Annotated in this window: 17 protein-coding genes; 10 read left to right on the top strand and 7 right to left on the bottom strand. The window is 63.6% G+C overall.

Features of this window, described 5'->3' with window-relative positions:
• The first annotated feature begins 654 nt into the window (after nt 1-654).
• Nucleotides 655-1,008 (top strand): DUF4342 domain-containing protein, encoded by a 354-nt coding sequence (locus tag V3G39_13765; GenBank protein XAS75711.1) that lies wholly within the window; start codon nt 655-657, stop codon nt 1,006-1,008.
• A gap of 367 nt (nt 1,009-1,375) precedes the next feature.
• On the opposite strand, the gene V3G39_13760 is transcribed toward V3G39_13765, so the two are convergent.
• Both V3G39_13760 and V3G39_13755 read right to left on the bottom strand, forming a co-directional pair.
• Nucleotides 1,376-1,891 (bottom strand): DsrE/DsrF/DrsH-like family protein, encoded by a 516-nt coding sequence (locus V3G39_13760; protein XAS75710.1) that lies wholly within the window; start codon nt 1,889-1,891, stop codon nt 1,376-1,378.
• Nucleotides 1,892-1,928: 37 nt separating this feature from the next.
• Nucleotides 1,929-2,189 carry a TusE/DsrC/DsvC family sulfur relay protein gene (locus V3G39_13755; GenBank protein XAS78243.1) on the bottom strand — a complete coding sequence of 87 codons (261 nt, stop codon included), beginning with the start codon at nt 2,187-2,189 and terminating at the stop codon, nt 1,929-1,931.
• Between the two features lie 69 nt (nt 2,190-2,258).
• On the opposite strand from V3G39_13755, the gene V3G39_13750 reads away from it, so the two are divergent.
• Nucleotides 2,259-3,454 (top strand): IS3 family transposase gene (locus V3G39_13750; protein ID XAS75709.1). Its coding sequence is split into 2 segments (ribosomal slippage): nt 2,259-2,537 and nt 2,540-3,454, totalling 1,194 coding nucleotides; the frame shifts between segments, so codons are not numbered across the junction.
• A gap of 109 nt (nt 3,455-3,563) precedes the next feature.
• Here the strand turns inward: V3G39_13750 and V3G39_13745 are convergent.
• Entirely contained in the window at nt 3,564-4,811 is a 1,248-nt protein-coding gene (locus V3G39_13745; protein XAS75708.1) for an FAD/NAD(P)-binding oxidoreductase, read from the bottom strand.
• Nucleotides 4,812-5,407: 596 nt separating this feature from the next.
• On the opposite strand from V3G39_13745, the gene V3G39_13740 reads away from it, so the two are divergent.
• Nucleotides 5,408-6,460, top strand: a complete 1,053-nt coding sequence (locus tag V3G39_13740) for a zinc-dependent alcohol dehydrogenase family protein (protein XAS75707.1) — start codon at nt 5,408-5,410, stop codon at nt 6,458-6,460.
• 302 nt (nt 6,461-6,762) lie between these two features.
• Here V3G39_13740 and V3G39_13735 read toward each other — a convergent pair whose 3' ends face one another.
• From V3G39_13735 to V3G39_13720, 4 genes are all read right to left on the bottom strand, one after another.
• Nucleotides 6,763-7,311 carry a GNAT family N-acetyltransferase gene (locus V3G39_13735; GenBank protein XAS75706.1) on the bottom strand — a complete coding sequence of 183 codons (549 nt, stop codon included), beginning with the start codon at nt 7,309-7,311 and terminating at the stop codon, nt 6,763-6,765.
• A 39-nt stretch (nt 7,312-7,350) separates the two neighbouring features.
• A complete protein-coding gene (locus V3G39_13730) occupies nt 7,351-7,650 on the bottom strand; it encodes a hypothetical protein (GenBank protein ID XAS75705.1) in 300 nt (99 codons plus the stop codon).
• Between the two features lie 82 nt (nt 7,651-7,732).
• Nucleotides 7,733-8,158 (bottom strand): PRC-barrel domain-containing protein, encoded by a 426-nt coding sequence (locus V3G39_13725; protein ID XAS75704.1) that lies wholly within the window; start codon nt 8,156-8,158, stop codon nt 7,733-7,735.
• Between the two features lie 31 nt (nt 8,159-8,189).
• Nucleotides 8,190-8,402, bottom strand: a complete 213-nt coding sequence (locus V3G39_13720) for a hypothetical protein (protein XAS75703.1) — start codon at nt 8,400-8,402, stop codon at nt 8,190-8,192.
• Between the two features lie 583 nt (nt 8,403-8,985).
• Here V3G39_13720 and V3G39_13715 point away from each other — a divergent pair.
• The 7 genes from V3G39_13715 to V3G39_13685 all read left to right on the top strand — a co-directional run bounded on the left by V3G39_13715 (nt 8,986) and on the right by V3G39_13685 (nt 15,485).
• A complete protein-coding gene (locus tag V3G39_13715; protein XAS75702.1) occupies nt 8,986-9,789 on the top strand; it encodes a GAF and ANTAR domain-containing protein in 804 nt (267 codons plus the stop codon).
• 306 nt (nt 9,790-10,095) lie between these two features.
• A complete protein-coding gene (locus V3G39_13710) occupies nt 10,096-10,455 on the top strand; it encodes a hypothetical protein (protein XAS75701.1) in 360 nt (119 codons plus the stop codon).
• A 441-nt stretch (nt 10,456-10,896) separates the two neighbouring features.
• Nucleotides 10,897-11,568, top strand: coding sequence for a BON domain-containing protein (locus tag V3G39_13705; GenBank protein XAS75700.1), 672 nt, complete (start codon nt 10,897-10,899; stop codon nt 11,566-11,568).
• A 417-nt stretch (nt 11,569-11,985) separates the two neighbouring features.
• The gene (locus V3G39_13700) at nt 11,986-13,014 is read left to right on the top strand and encodes a hypothetical protein (protein ID XAS75699.1); all 1,029 of its coding nucleotides are present in this window, start codon (nt 11,986-11,988) and stop codon (nt 13,012-13,014) included.
• Nucleotides 13,015-13,055: 41 nt separating this feature from the next.
• Nucleotides 13,056-14,111: a GAF domain-containing protein gene (locus V3G39_13695; GenBank protein XAS75698.1), complete on the top strand. Its 1,056-nt coding sequence runs from the start codon at nt 13,056-13,058 to the stop codon at nt 14,109-14,111.
• A 7-nt stretch (nt 14,112-14,118) separates the two neighbouring features.
• Entirely contained in the window at nt 14,119-14,817 is a 699-nt protein-coding gene (locus tag V3G39_13690; GenBank protein ID XAS75697.1) for a histidine kinase, read from the top strand.
• Nucleotides 14,796-15,485: a response regulator transcription factor gene (locus V3G39_13685; GenBank protein XAS75696.1), complete on the top strand. Its 690-nt coding sequence runs from the start codon at nt 14,796-14,798 to the stop codon at nt 15,483-15,485. The genes V3G39_13690 and V3G39_13685 overlap by 22 nt, the downstream gene beginning before the upstream one ends.
• Nucleotides 15,486-15,919 lie beyond the last annotated feature (434 nt).

Genomic DNA, 15,919 nt, shown 5'->3' with positions numbered 1-15,919 from the left:
CGGTTGGGGTGGGGAGCAGGTTGAACCGTTGGAACACGAACCCAACCCGACGCCGGTAGGCGGCGAGGTCTTTCGAGGCCAGGTCGGTGATCGTCTGGCCCAAGACCGTAATGCTGCCCGAATCGGGGCGTTCCAACGCGCCGATCATGTGCAACAGGGTGGACTTGCCCGACCCGGAGGGCCCGGTCAAGGCGCGGGAGAAAATCCGCCGGTGATCGGCACCCGGGGATCCTCGCCGCGGCTGGCTTGTTGTGCTCACCCGTCAACGCAGGCGGTTCGGCTATGAGGCTTGCCCCGCCCGCCACCTCGTCCTTCCGTACGGCCTGAACGTTGGTGGGCGCCTGACCATTTCGGTGACCTGCCGAATCAGCCGCCTCCCGGGCGGGACGTAGGGCTCTGTGCGGCTGACGCTCACGGGAGTGGACTAGGGGCCATGACTACTGCCGTTTTCGCCGCGTCCTTCCCGCAGCCAGCGTTATTGCCGCGGGGGTGGTGGCGTTGGCCGGCCGCGGGTGATGGTGCACGGCCCGTAAACCCTGATCGCTGCAGGAGAGATGTTCTCCTCGCGTCCTTCCCGACCATCTCGCCCCCATTCGGTCACGAGGCCATCGAACGACACCAGGAGCACACGACAAGGAGGGACGGAAAGCACCTATGAACGGCAACGACACAACGAGACACGAAGATCAGAACGGTCCAGACCGAAACCAAGAGACATTCGCCCACAGCGCCAAGGTCAGCGGGGACGCGATGACCGCGAAAGTTAAGGACCTCCTGCATCAGGGCAACGTCCGGCGCATCACGGTCAAGAATAAGCAAGGACACACCGTGATTGAGATTCCCGTAACAGCCGGCGTGGTCGCGGCCATTGCAGCACCAGCACTTACAGCCGTCGCAGCGATCGCTGCCCTGGCCAGCGATTGGGAGATCGAGGTGCATCATGAGACCAAACCCGACCCCGCCAACAGCTGCGATAACCACCGCTCGCAGATGGGAAGTTGGGACTGACTGCGTCGGCGTTGGTCTAGGCGGGCTACTGACAGCCGCCGCCTTGGTGGCGCTACGCCACGTCTCGCTGCGGTGGGGCGCCACCGACGACGAGAGGAAGTGCGTGCATGCGGGGATGACTTGCTCCCGAAGGTGGACCTGGGCGCAACGAGCGGGGTGCTCGGGTTCTTGTTGTCCGCTCGACCGACGGCGGATGGATCGGCGCCGACGGTACTGAGGTCTAAGGCGGTCGGATCCGCGTGGGCTGTATGGGCAAGGAGGCGCCCGCGCGTAACGGGTGGTGACGGTTGTGGGAAGACGGCGCCGTGGAGTAGCGCGTCAAGGTGCCGCACCCTCCGGACACCGGACATCGGAGGCCGGTGGGCTATTAGATGAAAAGCATCTGTGCCCCGGCGGTCTTCTCGATGAAGTCGCTGGCGCTGATGATGCCTTCGACCTCGTCGTAGAGGTCGGCGTTGGTGAGGTGGTTCATGTCGGCCGACATTCGGCAGGCCCACAGGTGACCCCCTGAAGCCACGATCTGCTTTAGGAACTCTGGCACTTCGGGTACGTCGAGGTCGGCGATCGACTTTTTGAGCTTCGAGGTCGCCATGGCAGTCATGCCGGGCAAGCCACCCAGCCCCTGGGGCAGGTGGGTTGCGGTGTTGCCGAGCATCGTGAACTTCAAGTCACCCATGGTCTTCTTGTTGATGATCTCGAATCCCCAGAAGGTGAAGAATAGGTGGGTTTCGATGCCCTCGCCGAGGGCCGCGTTGGCCATGATGAGCCCGGGGTAGGCCATGTCGAGGCTGCCTTTGGAGCAGATTATGGCGAGTTTGCGCCCTTCGTGATCGTCGTTGTCGAAGCTGGGGACGATGGCGGGTCCGAGGTCGGTGGCGGTCATGGTGTTTCCTCCGTGAGCAGTTGAAAAGTGGGCACTCTCAGACGCATCCGTGCGGCTTGGGCAGGCCGGCAATGTACGCCATTTTCTTGGCCGGTTTCTTCGGGAAGAGGGCGAAGAGCTCTTTGATGGGGATGCCACCTCGGGTGGAGATTCGTCGCAGGGTTGCGGTTTCGCCTTGCTCGGCGAAGTCTTCGCGCAGGAAGCGGATAGCTTTCCAGTGATCTTCAGTCAGGGTGATGCCAATGGCGCCCGCGAGCACGTTTGCGAGGTCCTCATCCCATTGCGTCGAGTCGGTCAGGAGGGACTGCCCAGAGTTTGGTTGACACCTGACCTGTGAGGATTGCTCCTCGCTGGAAGGATGTCTGTCATGCCCAAGCCCTACCCACGAGAGTTCCGCGATGATGTCGTGGCGGTGGCCCGTAAGGGCGATGCGCCGTTGAATCAGATCGCCAAGGACTTCGGGATCTCTGATAGTTGTTTGGCGAACTGGATGAAGCAGGCCGATGTCGAGGATGGCAACCGTCCCGGCGTCACCGAGAAGCAGTCCGTTGAGGTGCGCGAGTTGAAGAAGCGCAACCGGTTGCTGGAGCAGGAGAACGAGGTCCTACGCCGCGCAGCGGCGTACTTGTCCCAGGCGAATTTGCCGGGAAAATAGTCTTCCCGCTCGTCCGTGAGATGGCCGCGACCGGTGCCCGCATCAGGGTGCCGGTCGCGGTGGCGTGCAGGGTCCTGAGGTTATCGACGCAGGGGTACTACAAATGGGTCAAGAACCCGGTGTCGCAGCGGGATTGGGACGATGCGCAGCTGATCAACGCCGCGGTAGATATTCACGGTGATGACCCGGGGTTCGGGTACCGGTTCATCGCTGACGAGCTGCCTGCTCGTGGGATCAGCGCGTCGGAGAACCGGGTATGGCGGTTGTGCTCGGCCCAGCGGATTTTCTCCATCCACTCGGTCAAGCGGGGCACCGGTCGCAAGCCGGGCCCGCCGGTGCACGATGACCTGCTCGCGATCAAGACCGCTGACAGGAAGGAGGGTGGTCCGGGTCGTGACTTCTCCGCGACCGGGCCGAATCAGAAGTGGTTGACCGATATCACCGAGCACCCCACGAGTGAAGGCAAGTTGTACCTGTGCGCGGTGAAAGACTGCTACTCCGGGCGGATCGTGGGCTACTCCATCGATTCGCGGATGAAGTCCTCGCTGGCGGCCTCGGCGATTCGTAACGCGATCAGCCTGCGATCACCACACCGGACGATCCTGCATTCGGATAGGGGCAGTCAGTTTCGGTCCAAGAAAGTCGTGCGCCTCCTGAAGAAGAACGGGCTCCTGGGCTCGATGGGACGGGTCGGTGCATGCGGTGACAACGCCGCGATGGAATCCTTCTTCGCGCTGCTACAGAAGAACGTGCTGAACACCCGACGGTGGGAAACCCGCGAGCAACTCCGCTTGGCGATCGTGACCTGGATCGAAACCAAATACCACCGCCGACGTCGACAACGACGCCTTGGAAAACTCACCCCGGTCGAATTTGAGATGATCTACACGACCGCAAACGCGGCCTAAGAACAACCCACCCGAAGTGTCAACCAAACCGGGGGCAGTCCCGGAAGCCTTCATCGTTGACCTGGATTGGGCGACCGGCGAGTGTGGTCTGGGGCATGGCAGTTTCTTTCTAGTTGCTGGGGGTTTTGGGCATGGTCTTGCCGAGCATTGACATGTGCGCGGGCAGCGGTAGCGGGCGCCCGGGCAGCAGCACGTTCCAGTAGATCCACCGGAATGCGAGTTTTCCGAGGTGGTTCAGGCGGGTCTCTTTGAGCAGGGATAACGGGCCTGCCAGCGGTAGTGGGTAGGTGCCGGTGAGCGGTTCGGTGTCGTAGTTGAAGTCGATGAGGAGTCCTTTGCTGTCGCCGGACTCGATGAAGCAGTTGGCGTGGCCGTCGAAGGAACCTGTCATTGGTTTTCCGTCGATGAGCTGCAGAAAGTTGTCGACGAACACCTCTACCGCGAAGTGCGCTACCGAGCCAGCTTTAGAGGTTGGTATGTCGCTGGCGTCGCCCACCGCGAAGATGTTCGCGAAGGCCTTCGACTGCAGCGTGTGTTTGTCGACGGGGACGTAGTTCAGTTCGTCGCCGAGTCCGGAGCGTTGGATAAAATCTGCGCCCATGTTGAGGGGGACGGTGACAAGAAGGTCGAAGGGGACCTCGCGCTCGTCGTAGGAGACGAGAGTCTTGGCTTCCTCGTCGATGTGCTCGACCAGGAAGTCGGACTCGACGTGGATCTTGCGCTCTTCGAGCATGGACCCGAGGTGCTCTGAAGCTACTGGTTTGGTGAACGCACCGGGCAGCGGAGTGACGTAGACCATCTCGACGCGGTCGCGCACTCCTTTCTCGCGCAGCGACGCCTCGGCGAGGAAGGTGAACTCCAGGGGTGCGACCGGGCACTTGATCGGCATGTCGGTGATGTGCACGACCAGACGTCCTCGATCGAAGTCCCGCAGCGCCGTAGCCAAAGCCTTCGCGCCCTCGAGCGTGTAGAAGTCGAAGATGCTGTGCCGCCACTGACTCCCCAGCATGCCGGGGGTCTGGTCCGGGCGCGGCGAGGTGCCGCTGGCGATGACCAGATAGTCGTACGCGAGGCTCCGCCCGTCCATCAACAACACGGTGCTGGCGGAGGCATCGACCCGATCGACGTCACCGATCACGAAGTCCGCGCCCTTGGGCAACTGATCGCGGCGCGAGCGGGTCAGTTGCTCCGGGGTGTAGGTCCCGAAGGGCAGAAGAAGGTAACCGGGCTGGTAGGGATGTACGTCGTCGCGGTCCACCACGGTGATTTCCCACTGCCCCTGAGGCAGTCGCCGGTGAAGCTTGTTCACGACCATCGTCCCGGCAGTACCCGCACCCAGCACCAGCAACCGCTTCATCACAGTTCACTCCTGACTCACCGGAACAGCTCTCTGTCCTTACTGCACGCTACGAGCGGTCGAAACCTCACATGAGGGCCGAACGTCCTTGCATCGCAGTGATGAGCATCTGGATACACGGCGACGATCGCCCAATACAGCCCAGATAAGCGCCGCCCTCAGCCCGCGGATCGCCCCTCGCGTCTCACGGTCTTCGCGACAGTAGGGGCACTGGTCAATCGAGCCTCAATGCGTCCTTAGCGCACTGGGAGGGCCACGGCGCCGTTCTGCGGTAGTTGAATTCGGTCGTCGCCTCCATCGGTTCAGGCCTGGATCAAGGTGCGGGACCCTCGCCGGGCATGAGCCAGGGCGGGGCATCCGGACGGAAATGCGCCAGGAGGTCGGAACGCTGAAAAGGGTCAGGAACGCCCAGATCGGCAGCTCTGTCCAATCCCAACTCCGGCTCGGAGAACGGAGGCGCTGGCGGTAGCAGTCCCATCGAGCAGGCGCGGGCACAACCGACCCTGGGGACCTTTGGCACTGCTGGTAACGCGACGGCCGTCGTGGACTGGCAGTAACCGGTCGGCCGTCGTGGTTTGACCTGAGGAAGGTCGACCATGAAAGCACTCGTTTATCACGGTCCAGGACAAAAAAGCTGGGAAGAGGTGCCAGATCCGGTGATCCAACACCCCACTGACGTGATCGTGAAAATAGTGGCGACAACGATCTGTGGCACTGATCTGCACATCCTGAAAGGCGACGTTGCAGAAGTGAAGGTCGGTCGCATCCTCGGTCACGAGGGCATCGGCGTTATCACTGAGATCGGCACCGGGGTTACCCAACTCGCGGTGGGGGACCGCGTCATCCTCTCGTGCGTCACCTCATGCGGAAGATGCCCCAACTGCCGCAAGGGACTTTTCAGCCATTGCCTCGACCCTGAAGGTACGCCCGGGATCGGATGGATCTTCGGTTACATGATCGATGGCACCCAGGCCGAATACGCGCGGGTCCCGTTCGCCGAGAATTCCGTCTACAAAGTTCCTGAGGGAATGACCGATTCCGAAGGTATTCTGCTCTCCGACATTCTGCCCACCGGTTTCGAGATAGGTGTGCAGTACGGCCACGTACAGCCCGGTGACATCGTCGCCGTCATCGGATCGGGACCCGTTGGACTCTCCGCCGTCATGACCGCGCGGCTGTATGGCCCGACCAAGGTCATCGCGATCGACCTCGACGAGGCACGCCTAAAGCGAGCAAAAGAATTCGGCGCATCCGACACCGTCAATTCAGGTGACGACGACTGGAAAGACCAGGTACTTGCCCTCACGGACGGCGCAGGGGTCGATGTGGCCATCGAGGCGGTCGGGGTTCCGCTGACGTTCACGATGGCGACCGAGCTCGTGCGACCCGGAGGCCATGTAGCCAACATTGGTGTGCACGGCAAACCTGTCGAACTACGACTGAACGAACTCTGGATCAAGAACATCAACATATCTATGGGTCTCGTCAACACCAATACCCTCGGGATGCTGCTCAAACTCGTGTCCGGACACAAACTGCCAGCTGACAAGTTCGTTACCCACACCTTCTCGTTCGACCAGGTGATCGAGGCCTACGACGTCTTCAGCCACGCCGCCGACAATGATGCGCTTAAAGTTCTGATCCGGTAGATGCATCCTGGAGCCAGGGCAGACACCCTTCAGTGCGCTCCAAAACTGAAGGGTGTACAAATCCCTATGCCGATGGTGGGAGGAATTGGGGCGTACGCGCCTCAAGGTTCGTGACCCCAACGGCGTCGTCATCCAACTTGTGTGGAAACGCTCCCACCATCCGAGGGCATCCGCTGGTGCACCGTGATGCGCTGCACCAGCCCGCCCCTTCTGCCGAATCGTTGACCGGTCCGCGATTCGGCTGCGGGCCAGCCTGGCGAGTAGCCGCCGGCTCGTTATTCCAGCCCGCGGCGCCGGTCTGCTCAGCTGTGAAAAGCCATGTAAGGATTCGGCGGTTGGGTCGGGTCCGGGCAGAGGGGCAGCACCATGGCGACCTCGTCTGCATCTTTTTCGGTCGCCCCTTGTGCGACCCGCACCGCCCGACGCTCCTCTGTCGGACGAAAGCCAAAGGAGCTCGCGAAGCCGACCGCGGAGGCGTTGTCCGAAGGTGCCCAGAAGTACAGCAGCCTGCACCCGTCCTCGGCCGCTTTCAGGGCAGCGGCTGCCACCAGATCATGCGCAATATGTTCACCACGCACCGTCGGTGCGGTCCACAGCGCGAACACCTCGCCGGTCTCGGGGTTCTCGTTGTGCAAGCCCAGACAGACCAGACCCACCGTGTCATCACCGCGCTCGGCGATGAAGCGACCCGCGCGGGTCATCCGCAGGCCCCAGACGTCGTCGTTGTCGTTGGCTTCGTCCGCATAGCGGGCGACGAAGGCCTCCGGTGCGTCTGCCAACGCAGCTAACCGGGCTGCACGGTAGAGCTGCCATTCGTCGTCGTGGAGGAGGCGAACCTTGATGTCGACCATGCTCACAGGCTCGCACATCCGCGGGGCCGGCATGAACGCCTACGCGAACGCGAAGACGGCGGTATCACTCAGATCAAAGAACGGGTCCGAGGAACGACCTGAGCGCGTCCCTGGCACTACGGTCCACGCTTCGACCTGCGCGACCGGCCCGGTAGCCGATGGGCACCGGCTGTAGGGCGTGGGCCATTCTTGCCCGGCCCGCGGCCAGGGGTCGCAGAGGAAGGGCGTTTCGGCTCCGGAGAGCGAGATGGTCTGCCGAGGGTAGGTCGCGTGCGCCATGCCTACTGCGCCGCCTGTCGGGTCGGTGGTCCACCCGATGCGTGGTCCTTTGGTGCTCATCTGGCAGTACCTCCTGTCGATCCACCACCGCGGCAAACGGGCTGTGGCGCAGTGCCTGCCCATCTGGTGGGAGTCATCCGTGTCATAGGCAGTACATCCCGTCCCTGGGAGGCAGGTAGCCATGACCCCAGTGGGGCGCGTGCCCGTAGTGGTGGTTAATGCTCGCGTGGTGGGCCCGGTCATGGACCAGACTTGGGTGATAGATAGGCGCCGACGCGACGTGCTCGCGCGATTGGTCGATGAACACCTCGGCCGCGGTGGTTGTAGTGATGGCTTCGACGGGGACCAGGGTCCTGGTCTCGTTGTTGCCCAGGAATCCGTCGTGTTCGACGACCAGGAAGCGGACTTGCTGTTCATGGTCATCAACGATGAGGTCGGTCACCATGCCGATATCGGTGCCGTCGGCCTCTTTCACGGTGCGGCCACGCACGTCATCAACGGTCCCGTCCACTGTCTGACCACGGTCGCCGAGCGTGTAGAGGGTGGCGATGTCGTCTGTGGGTGTCATGGGGTGTCCTCTGCTGAGGGCAGGTCCGGTATCAATGCTGACGCCGGTGGCGTAGTTCGTCGGTAATGGCTCGTTCTCGTGCCCTGATCACGGCGCGCCGCCTGACCCCGCCCGGCGAGGGCCGGTACCCGTAGGTAGCGCCATCGGCGGTCACCCTGTCCTGCAGCATCGTCAAATCCCGTAGCAGCTCTCGAATGCTCAACCCGGCCAGTACCCCGATCTCAGGTGCGCTGGGGGTGCTCACCTCGGCCTCGTAACCGCGCGGGGGTCAGGTTGAAGGTGTTCGTGCATGCGGGTGGGGTCGATGCGTGTGAGCGCGGCGGAGCGGTTGAGCTCGGCGGAGCGGTTGAACGGGTGGGGAGCAGGTCGCGGGGAAAGGTGCGTCATCTGGTGCTCCTGGATCGGTACGTCACAGCGGATGGGCCATCGCGCAGCCGGTGCGGATAGTGGCGCGGTCCGGGGGTGGGTTCGAGGGTGGCTGTGGCCACGCGATGGGAACCTGCGTAACGGTGGTGGTGCCGTTGTCAGGGCCGTGGGGCGAATGCCCCTGCGGTGCGGCGGCGGACGGCTACACCCTTCCTGAACTGGCTGATCTGATCAGCGTCATCAACGCTACACCGGTACTAGTTCGGTTCAGATCGCGTTCACCGTGGTGATATCTATCAGTAGAAGGGGTGTTCCCCAGTGAGTTTTCTGCGGCGAACAGAGGGAGCCGGTGATACCTGGTGGCGCTATCGTGCAGTGACGCCAGTTGATGTCCATCGCGGCCGGGATGGGCCTGATATGTCCGCCTGTGCTGGCGGGTTTCAATGGCGAAGGGAACGGCGATGAGTGAGCAGCCGCACGACCCCCATCCCGACGCAGACCCGCCGGGAGTCACCCCCCAACAGGTGCAGGCCGACGCCGAGGACCTGTATACGAGCCTTGCCGATTTGGCTGCGTTGGTGACCGGTTCACGTGGCCTGGATGAGTTACTCGCCCTGGTCGCCACGTACGCGGCCCACGCGATTCCCGGTGCGGACGGGGCAGGGGTGGCCCTGCTGCGCGTTGATTGCCCGCAGAACAGGGTCGCGGCGTTAGCGGCCAGTGACCCGTTCGTCGCGGCAATTGACCAGATCCAGTACGTGACAGTGAATGAGGGCCCACGTATCACTGCCGTGGTGGAACGACGCACGGTGCGGTCGGGGTCGCTGGGTTGGGAGAAGGAGTGGCCGCATTTCGGCCCACGGGCGGCGCAGTTGGGTGTCCACAGCGCACTGTCGCTGCCGTTGCTGTTGCCCGGGTCGGTCGTCGGTGCGATCAACGTGTACGCCCACGCTCAGGACGTCTTCGATGACCACGCCCAGGAGCTGGGGGAGTTGTTCGCCGCGCCGGCGGCGGTCGCGGTGCACAACGCGCATACCTTGTCCCAAGTGGTGGTCGCGTTGACGACTCAGCTACAGACGGCGTTGGCCAACCCACCGGCCATTAATCAGGCGATCGGCCTGATCCGCAGCCGTACCGGCCTCAGTTCCGCCCAAGCACGCGAAGAATTGCACACAATGAGCCACCACCACCAGCTGAAGCTGGTCGACATCGCGCAGCACCTAATTGATGAAGCGGTACGCCGCGCCCGCGCCACCGACACCTGAACACTCTTCTTGGTCCACCCCCAGCGACGGCCCCACGGGACGTGACGTGACGCGGTGCGTGCCTTACGGCCAAACCGGGTAGTGGAACGACGGCGGAGACCCTGATTTGCGCCGCACCCATACCCACCGCGCCGCGACGACTCGTCGTGGGCGGCGCCAGGCAGGTGACTTCCGCGCTCGGGAGCGCTATCGGAGCAGATGTCGTATGGAGATCACTGCCGCGCTGGCTACTGACCTGGGGTTACTTTCTGCCGCCATTTTCAACCCAGCAACGGGCATGACAACCGATACCGCGCGGACCGTTGTTTGCGTTCGCAGGCCACCGCCTGGCTCGCGGTGGCCTCCTTTCTCGGACTGACCATCACCATCACCGAGCACTCCCGCGCACTGGCCGACCACGTGGTCCTGCGCCTGACCCTGTTGGATGCTCCCGGCGACGTCGAGACGTCCCTGTTGCTGTCGGGACCAACTGACACGACAGATGATCAGCCGGGCATCGAGGTAGTGCTCTACGCGGGGACACCGGGCGCGTTCATCGACCTGTCCGCCGACCTCGCATTCCTGACCGGCCGCGAGTTTGATTCCGCCGACCTGGACCAGCACCAAGGCTTGGCGGGCGAACCGGACATCACCGGTCTCATCCACGCCGAGTCGGTAACCAGCTAAGCCCTCGGGGTCCTGTTGGCCGGTGGCCGCGCCCGCGAAGAGGCGTACACCGAACTGGACATCCTCGCGGGCGCAACACACACCGACAGGGCCACCGAGGCGAGCAGAATATTGACCGCCCTAAGCCCGGCCGGCCGCCGGGGACTGTCGCACCGGTGATGCTTGCCCCTGCGTGACACGCGTTCCTGATCAAGATTGGCGGGCGCTTAGACCACAGCGGTCACGACTTATTCGTCAGGATCACCATGTCCCATTGTGATCGACCCGTGCACCGGCGGTCCAGATTCTGGCCTGAGGCGCCCATGGAAGCTCGGTGGGAAGGGCGCGCCCCAGATGACCTGGGCAGTAGCGGGGTGGGCTGGGACTTCCGGCACTGTGCCGCTGCCACTTGTCCGACAAGGGTGGAAGTGCGCACAACCGCGCCCACGAAAGGACACCATCATGGCTACCAGCACCTTCCTGAAGAGCGATCACCAGATCCAGGAGGCCGTTCAGGAAGAACTGGCGTGGATCCCCGACCTCGACGACGCGGGAATCGGCGTGGCCGTCAAGGACGGTGTCGTGACCCTGTCCGGTGAGGTTGATGACTACACCGAGCATTTAGCGGCAAATGGGGCGGCTTTCCGGATCTCAGGGGTGACGACCGTTGTCGACGATGTGGTGATTCACCCCTCGTCGTACGCGTGGACGGTGACCGAGACCGATATCGCCAAGAACGTTGAGGACGCGATCGGCTGGGTCGCTAAGCTCCCGGACTCTGTGCGCGCGACCGTCCAGAAGCACACTGTCGTCCTTAGGGGCGAGGTCCGGTGGAACTATCAGCGCGAGGCTGCTCGTCGCGCCGTTGAACGCGTCAAGGGAGTCGTGCTCGTCGTTAACGAGATCACCCTCAGTGCCCGCCCGTCGGTTGCGGACGCTGAGGGGAAGATTCGAAAAGCCCTGATCCGTAACGCGACCTTCGACGGAAACCAGGTCCATGTCACCGTGACGGGCACCACGGCTACCTTGAGCGGCCACGTCCGTTCTTGGGCCGAACGCAGGCAGGCTGAGAAGGCGGCGTGGTCCTCTCCGCATGTCACGCACGTGGCCAACAACATCCACATCACCGCATAGAAGCCGCCCGTAGGGGGCCGCCCGGAAAGTTTGATAGCCACCCCTTCCGCCAAAACAACCCGCCGCTGCCGCACGCTCGAATAGGCCGTTACCGGCCCCTGGCAAGGTCTTCGCAATACAGGCCAAGTAAGCATCACGGGCTATGGGTTGAGGGGGCACGGGTGGCAGTGCCGATGTCATGAGGCCGCGCCCATGGAGACCGGGCCAGATGGCCCTGTGGTCCGCATACCGACTTTAAGAGACGAGAAGGGGTGCTGTTGGTCAATCCCCGGGCGACGCAGCGCCGTTCGCGCACCCCCGACAACGCAACTGGTCCGGTAAGCACAGCTGGGGACCTTCTTTCCTACCCGCAGGATCGCGGGTATTTCGGGGGTTGAACGTCTGACAGATCACGCAGGAGGGGAACGGTGACCGATAGTGATGATGGCGGCAGGCCCGGCGCGGGCGCTGTCGTTGCGCCGTGCCGCGGTGCGCGCCACTCTTGCCCCATCGGTGCACAACACTCAGCCATGGCACTTCGTACTCGCCCCGGATGTTTTGGAGATTCACGCCGATCTGGAGCGATGGCTGCTCGTCCTGGATCCCACCGGACGGCAGCTGATACTCAGCTGTGGGTGCGCGCTATTCAATGCGCGGGTGTCGCTGGCCGCGGACGGCTTTCATCCACTCATCCAACGTCGGCCCGATCCCGACCAGCCTTCCTTGGTGGCCCGGTTGCTTCTGATCGATGGACCGGCACGGGCCACGGACGGGGTAGCCACTTCTTGGGAGCCCCGGGCGGCTAACCCACAGGCTCCGGCACCGTTGAAAGCATTGGACGCACTGGTTGAGTTACGGCGCTCTAATCGCCGTGCGTTCGCGCCGGATCCGGTGCCGTTGCAGCTGCTGGATGCCCTGCAGCGCGCGGCGGAGGCTGAAGGTGCGTCGTTTCGGACGATTCGCACACCGCAGGAGCGAATCAGTACGGCCGTGCTCGCGCAGCGTGCGAACGAGCAGAAGAACGCTGACCCAGCGTATTGCGCCGAAGTGCGTGCCTGGACCACGCAGAGACCGGACCGTTCCGGTGGGCTCCCTGAACCGACCACACCTGAGTTCGTATCCGAGGAGCACCGCTTCGCAGCCCGGTGTGACGATCCAGTTCTTTCGGTGGAAGGCCCCAGCAGTACGACCCCCTGCCTGGTGGTGCTCGGCACCTGCTGTGACACCGCCGATGGCTGGATCCGTGCGGGAGAGGCACTGCAGCGGGTGCTGTTGGAGATCACCCGTCATGGTTTCTCCGCGAGCCTGATGGCAGCGCCGATCGAGACGCCTGCGGTCCGTGCGCAACTACGCCGCCAACTGCAGCTGTCGATGTACCCGCACCTGCTGCTGCGCGTGGGTCGCGGCGCCGAGTCCGCGTCGCCGCGGCGACGGCGACTTGTCTCCATGCTGCGTGAGCGCGGATGAGGACCCCTGCTCGCTCTCGGTGTGACTAGGCTTCTATGACGATGCAGTCACCTGAGCTGGAGCAGCCTGATTTTGAGGCGCCGGACCTGATCAGTGCGGCCGTTCCGAGTCCTCCCCGGTTGGAGCTGGACCAGTTGCTCGCCCAGCTCATCGACCGGGCACAGGAGGTGTTGGCGGCGCAGAATAAGCTTCGCGGTCTGTTGGAGGCTAACGGGTCGATTGTCGATGATCTGACATTACCGACGGTGTTACGCCGGATTGTGCAGGCCGCGTGCAAGCTGGTCGACGCCCGATATGGGGCGCTCGGCGTCCTGGGCCCCGAGGGTGGGTTAGAGCAATTCATCACCACGGGAATCGATGAGCGGACGGCTGCCCTGATTGGGCCCCTTCCCGAGGGGAAAGGACTCCTAGGGGCGTTGATCGAGGACCCACGCCCGATTCGGCTGCGCTGTCTGGGAGATGACCTGCGCTCGGTCGGCTTCCCACCGCATCACCCCCCGATGCTGGCCTTTCTCGGCGTACCGATTCGGGTGCGCGGGCAGGTATTCGGCAACCTCTATCTCACCCGCGATGACGAGCGAGAGTTCAGCGTCGAAGACGAGGAGTTAGTCGCGTCGCTCGCCGGTACGGCGGGTGTGGCGATCCAGAACGCGCGACTGTTCGAGCAAGCTCGTCTCAAACAGGAATGGCTCGCGGCGTCCACCGAGATCACTCAACAGCTGCTTGCCAGTGAGGGTGAGGAGCCCCTGCGGGTCATCGCGCGCCGGATGCAGCAGGTCGCGGATGCCGACGCTGTCAACGTGGTCCTGCGGGTAGGGGACGGGCAACGGCTGATGATCGAGGTAGCCACCGGCGCCGGGGCGGACCAGCTGACCGCTATGACTTATCCGACGTATCACACGGTGTCCGGCCAGGTCATGGAGACTGGCTTGCCGATGCTCATCGATGACCTCAGCGACGACGATCAGCTCAGGGTCCACCTCAGCGATGTCGTTGACGTAGGTGCGTTGATGGCGCTTCCTCGGTCAGCCACCATCGGTGCGCGGCACGTTGTTGGTAGCCCGGCGGCACGGGCGACGCACGTTCAGTCCGGATGACTTGGACATGGCCACCACCTTCGCTAATCACGCTGCCGTGGCGCTGGAACTGGCCGATGCCCGCGCCGACCAGCAACGCGTGATCCTGTTGGAGGACCGCGACCGGATCGCACGCGATCTGCATGATCACGTGATCCAACGGCTGTTTGCCTCCGGGCTGACACTGCAGAGCCTCGCGTCTGGCCTCGGCTCTGACCCTAGGGGCGACCGGCTCTCCCGGGTCGTGACCGACATCGATGACACGATCCGGCAGATCCGCACGTCCATCTTCAAACTCCGCGGCCCGTTGGCAGCGGGCACCGCCGACCTGCGCACACAGTTGTTCGACGTTACTGCCCAGGTCGCATCGCTGCTCGGCTTCGAACCTCGGGTCAGTTTCGCCGGGCCCGTGGATGCGGTTGTTCCCACCGAGGCGTTCGACGACCTGGGGGCGGTCCTGCGCGAAGCGTTAACGAACACCGCGCGACACGCCCAGGCCGACCAGGTCGACGTCGACATCAGTGCCACCGCCACCGAGGTGAGCATCGAGGTCACCGACAACGGCATTGGTATGGGAAGGACCACCCGAGCCAGCGGCCTGAAGAACCTGCGGGAACGCGCCGAACGCCGCGGTGGCGAACTGGTCATCACCTCACCGCTGCCCCACCCGCATATAGATCACCACCCAGGAGGGACCAACCTACGATGGGCGATTCCACTGCCGTGAGCACCCAGAGCACCTCTGCTGCCACACCCGCGGTGCGGGTCTTCATCGTCGATGACCACGAGATCGTCCGGCGAGGCATCAGCGAACTGCTCGAGGCGCAGCCCGACGTCATCGTCGTTGGTGAAGCGGGCACAGCCGCAGAAGCCCTCGCCCGTATCCCCGCCACCTGCCCGCAGGTGGCGATCCTCGACGCGCGACTGCCCGACGGTAGTGGCATCGACGTGTGCCGCGAGATCCGTTCGGCCCTGCCGCAGATCCACGTCCTGATCCTGACCTCTTACGACGACAACGACGCAATCTTCGCCGCCGTGATGGCCGGAGCGTCGGGGTACCTGCTGAAAGAGGTCCGCGGCTCTACCATCGTTGAGGCTGTTCGACAGGTGGCCGCCGGCAAGTCCCTGCTCGACCCCGCCGTCACCAAACGTTTGCTGCATCGTCTCCGGGAGGGCGAGAAGGGTGTAATAGATCCGCAGCTGGAAGCCCTCACCACCCGCGAGCACGAGGTTCTCGCTCTCATCGCCGAAGGTCTGACCAACAGGCAAATCGGTGAGCGACTCTTCCTCGCCGAGAAGACCATCAAGAATTACGTCTCCGGGATCCGCGCCAAACTCGGGCTACGTAGCCGCACCCAGGCCGCGCTCTACCAGACCGAACACGGCCAGGGCTAAGGACCGGGTCCATCGAGTCTCGGCCCCACCGGGCCCTCGAACCTTTGCGCTGCGGCCTATGCCCTTCCCCGCAGACCCCACGAAGGCGTGACCTCACCCGCTCGTCCAAGCATCCGAGGCACACGTTGATTCCTAACAGTCCTCAGCGGACCGATGGGCGGGGATTCTGTCGAAGACCCCGTAGCCAACAGGGCTGCGGGCGGCCCGCAAACGGGAATCTCGGCTGTCAATTTCGGGTCTTGGGTCAATGTCGGCGGGTTGGCGTCCTCAGCTGCGAGAGGGGTGACCCGAAGGGGTAGTCATGAGCACTCGGCCCAGCAAGGGACCTACAAAACCCACACCCGCAGCAGGACTCGTGGGCGCCGCCCCCTCTTGGGTGACTCTGACAGGGTGGAGTCAGTTCGCCTTGGACATAGTCACTTGGGTCTGAAGCA

Source organism: Dermatophilaceae bacterium Sec6.4 (assembly GCA_039636865.1).
Taxonomy (GTDB): Bacteria; Actinomycetota; Actinomycetes; order Actinomycetales; family Dermatophilaceae; genus Allobranchiibius.
This window is presented reverse-complemented; position numbering and strand designations above follow the sequence as displayed.

Coding starts and splice junctions, on each gene's coding strand:
- V3G39_13765 (XAS75711.1), top strand. CDS start 655: ATGAACGGCAACGACACAACGAGACACGAAGATCAGAACGGTCCAGAC.
- V3G39_13760 (XAS75710.1), bottom strand. CDS start 1,891: ATGACCGCCACCGACCTCGGACCCGCCATCGTCCCCAGCTTCGACAAC.
- V3G39_13745 (XAS75708.1), bottom strand. CDS start 4,811: ATGAAGCGGTTGCTGGTGCTGGGTGCGGGTACTGCCGGGACGATGGTC.
- V3G39_13740 (XAS75707.1), top strand. CDS start 5,408: ATGAAAGCACTCGTTTATCACGGTCCAGGACAAAAAAGCTGGGAAGAG.
- V3G39_13735 (XAS75706.1), bottom strand. CDS start 7,311: ATGGTCGACATCAAGGTTCGCCTCCTCCACGACGACGAATGGCAGCTC.
- V3G39_13730 (XAS75705.1), bottom strand. CDS start 7,650: ATGAGCACCAAAGGACCACGCATCGGGTGGACCACCGACCCGACAGGC.
- V3G39_13725 (XAS75704.1), bottom strand. CDS start 8,158: ATGACACCCACAGACGACATCGCCACCCTCTACACGCTCGGCGACCGT.
- V3G39_13715 (XAS75702.1), top strand. CDS start 8,986: ATGAGTGAGCAGCCGCACGACCCCCATCCCGACGCAGACCCGCCGGGA.
- V3G39_13705 (XAS75700.1), top strand. CDS start 10,897: ATGGCTACCAGCACCTTCCTGAAGAGCGATCACCAGATCCAGGAGGCC.
- V3G39_13695 (XAS75698.1), top strand. CDS start 13,056: ATGCAGTCACCTGAGCTGGAGCAGCCTGATTTTGAGGCGCCGGACCTG.
- V3G39_13690 (XAS75697.1), top strand. CDS start 14,119: ATGGCCACCACCTTCGCTAATCACGCTGCCGTGGCGCTGGAACTGGCC.
- V3G39_13685 (XAS75696.1), top strand. CDS start 14,796: ATGGGCGATTCCACTGCCGTGAGCACCCAGAGCACCTCTGCTGCCACA.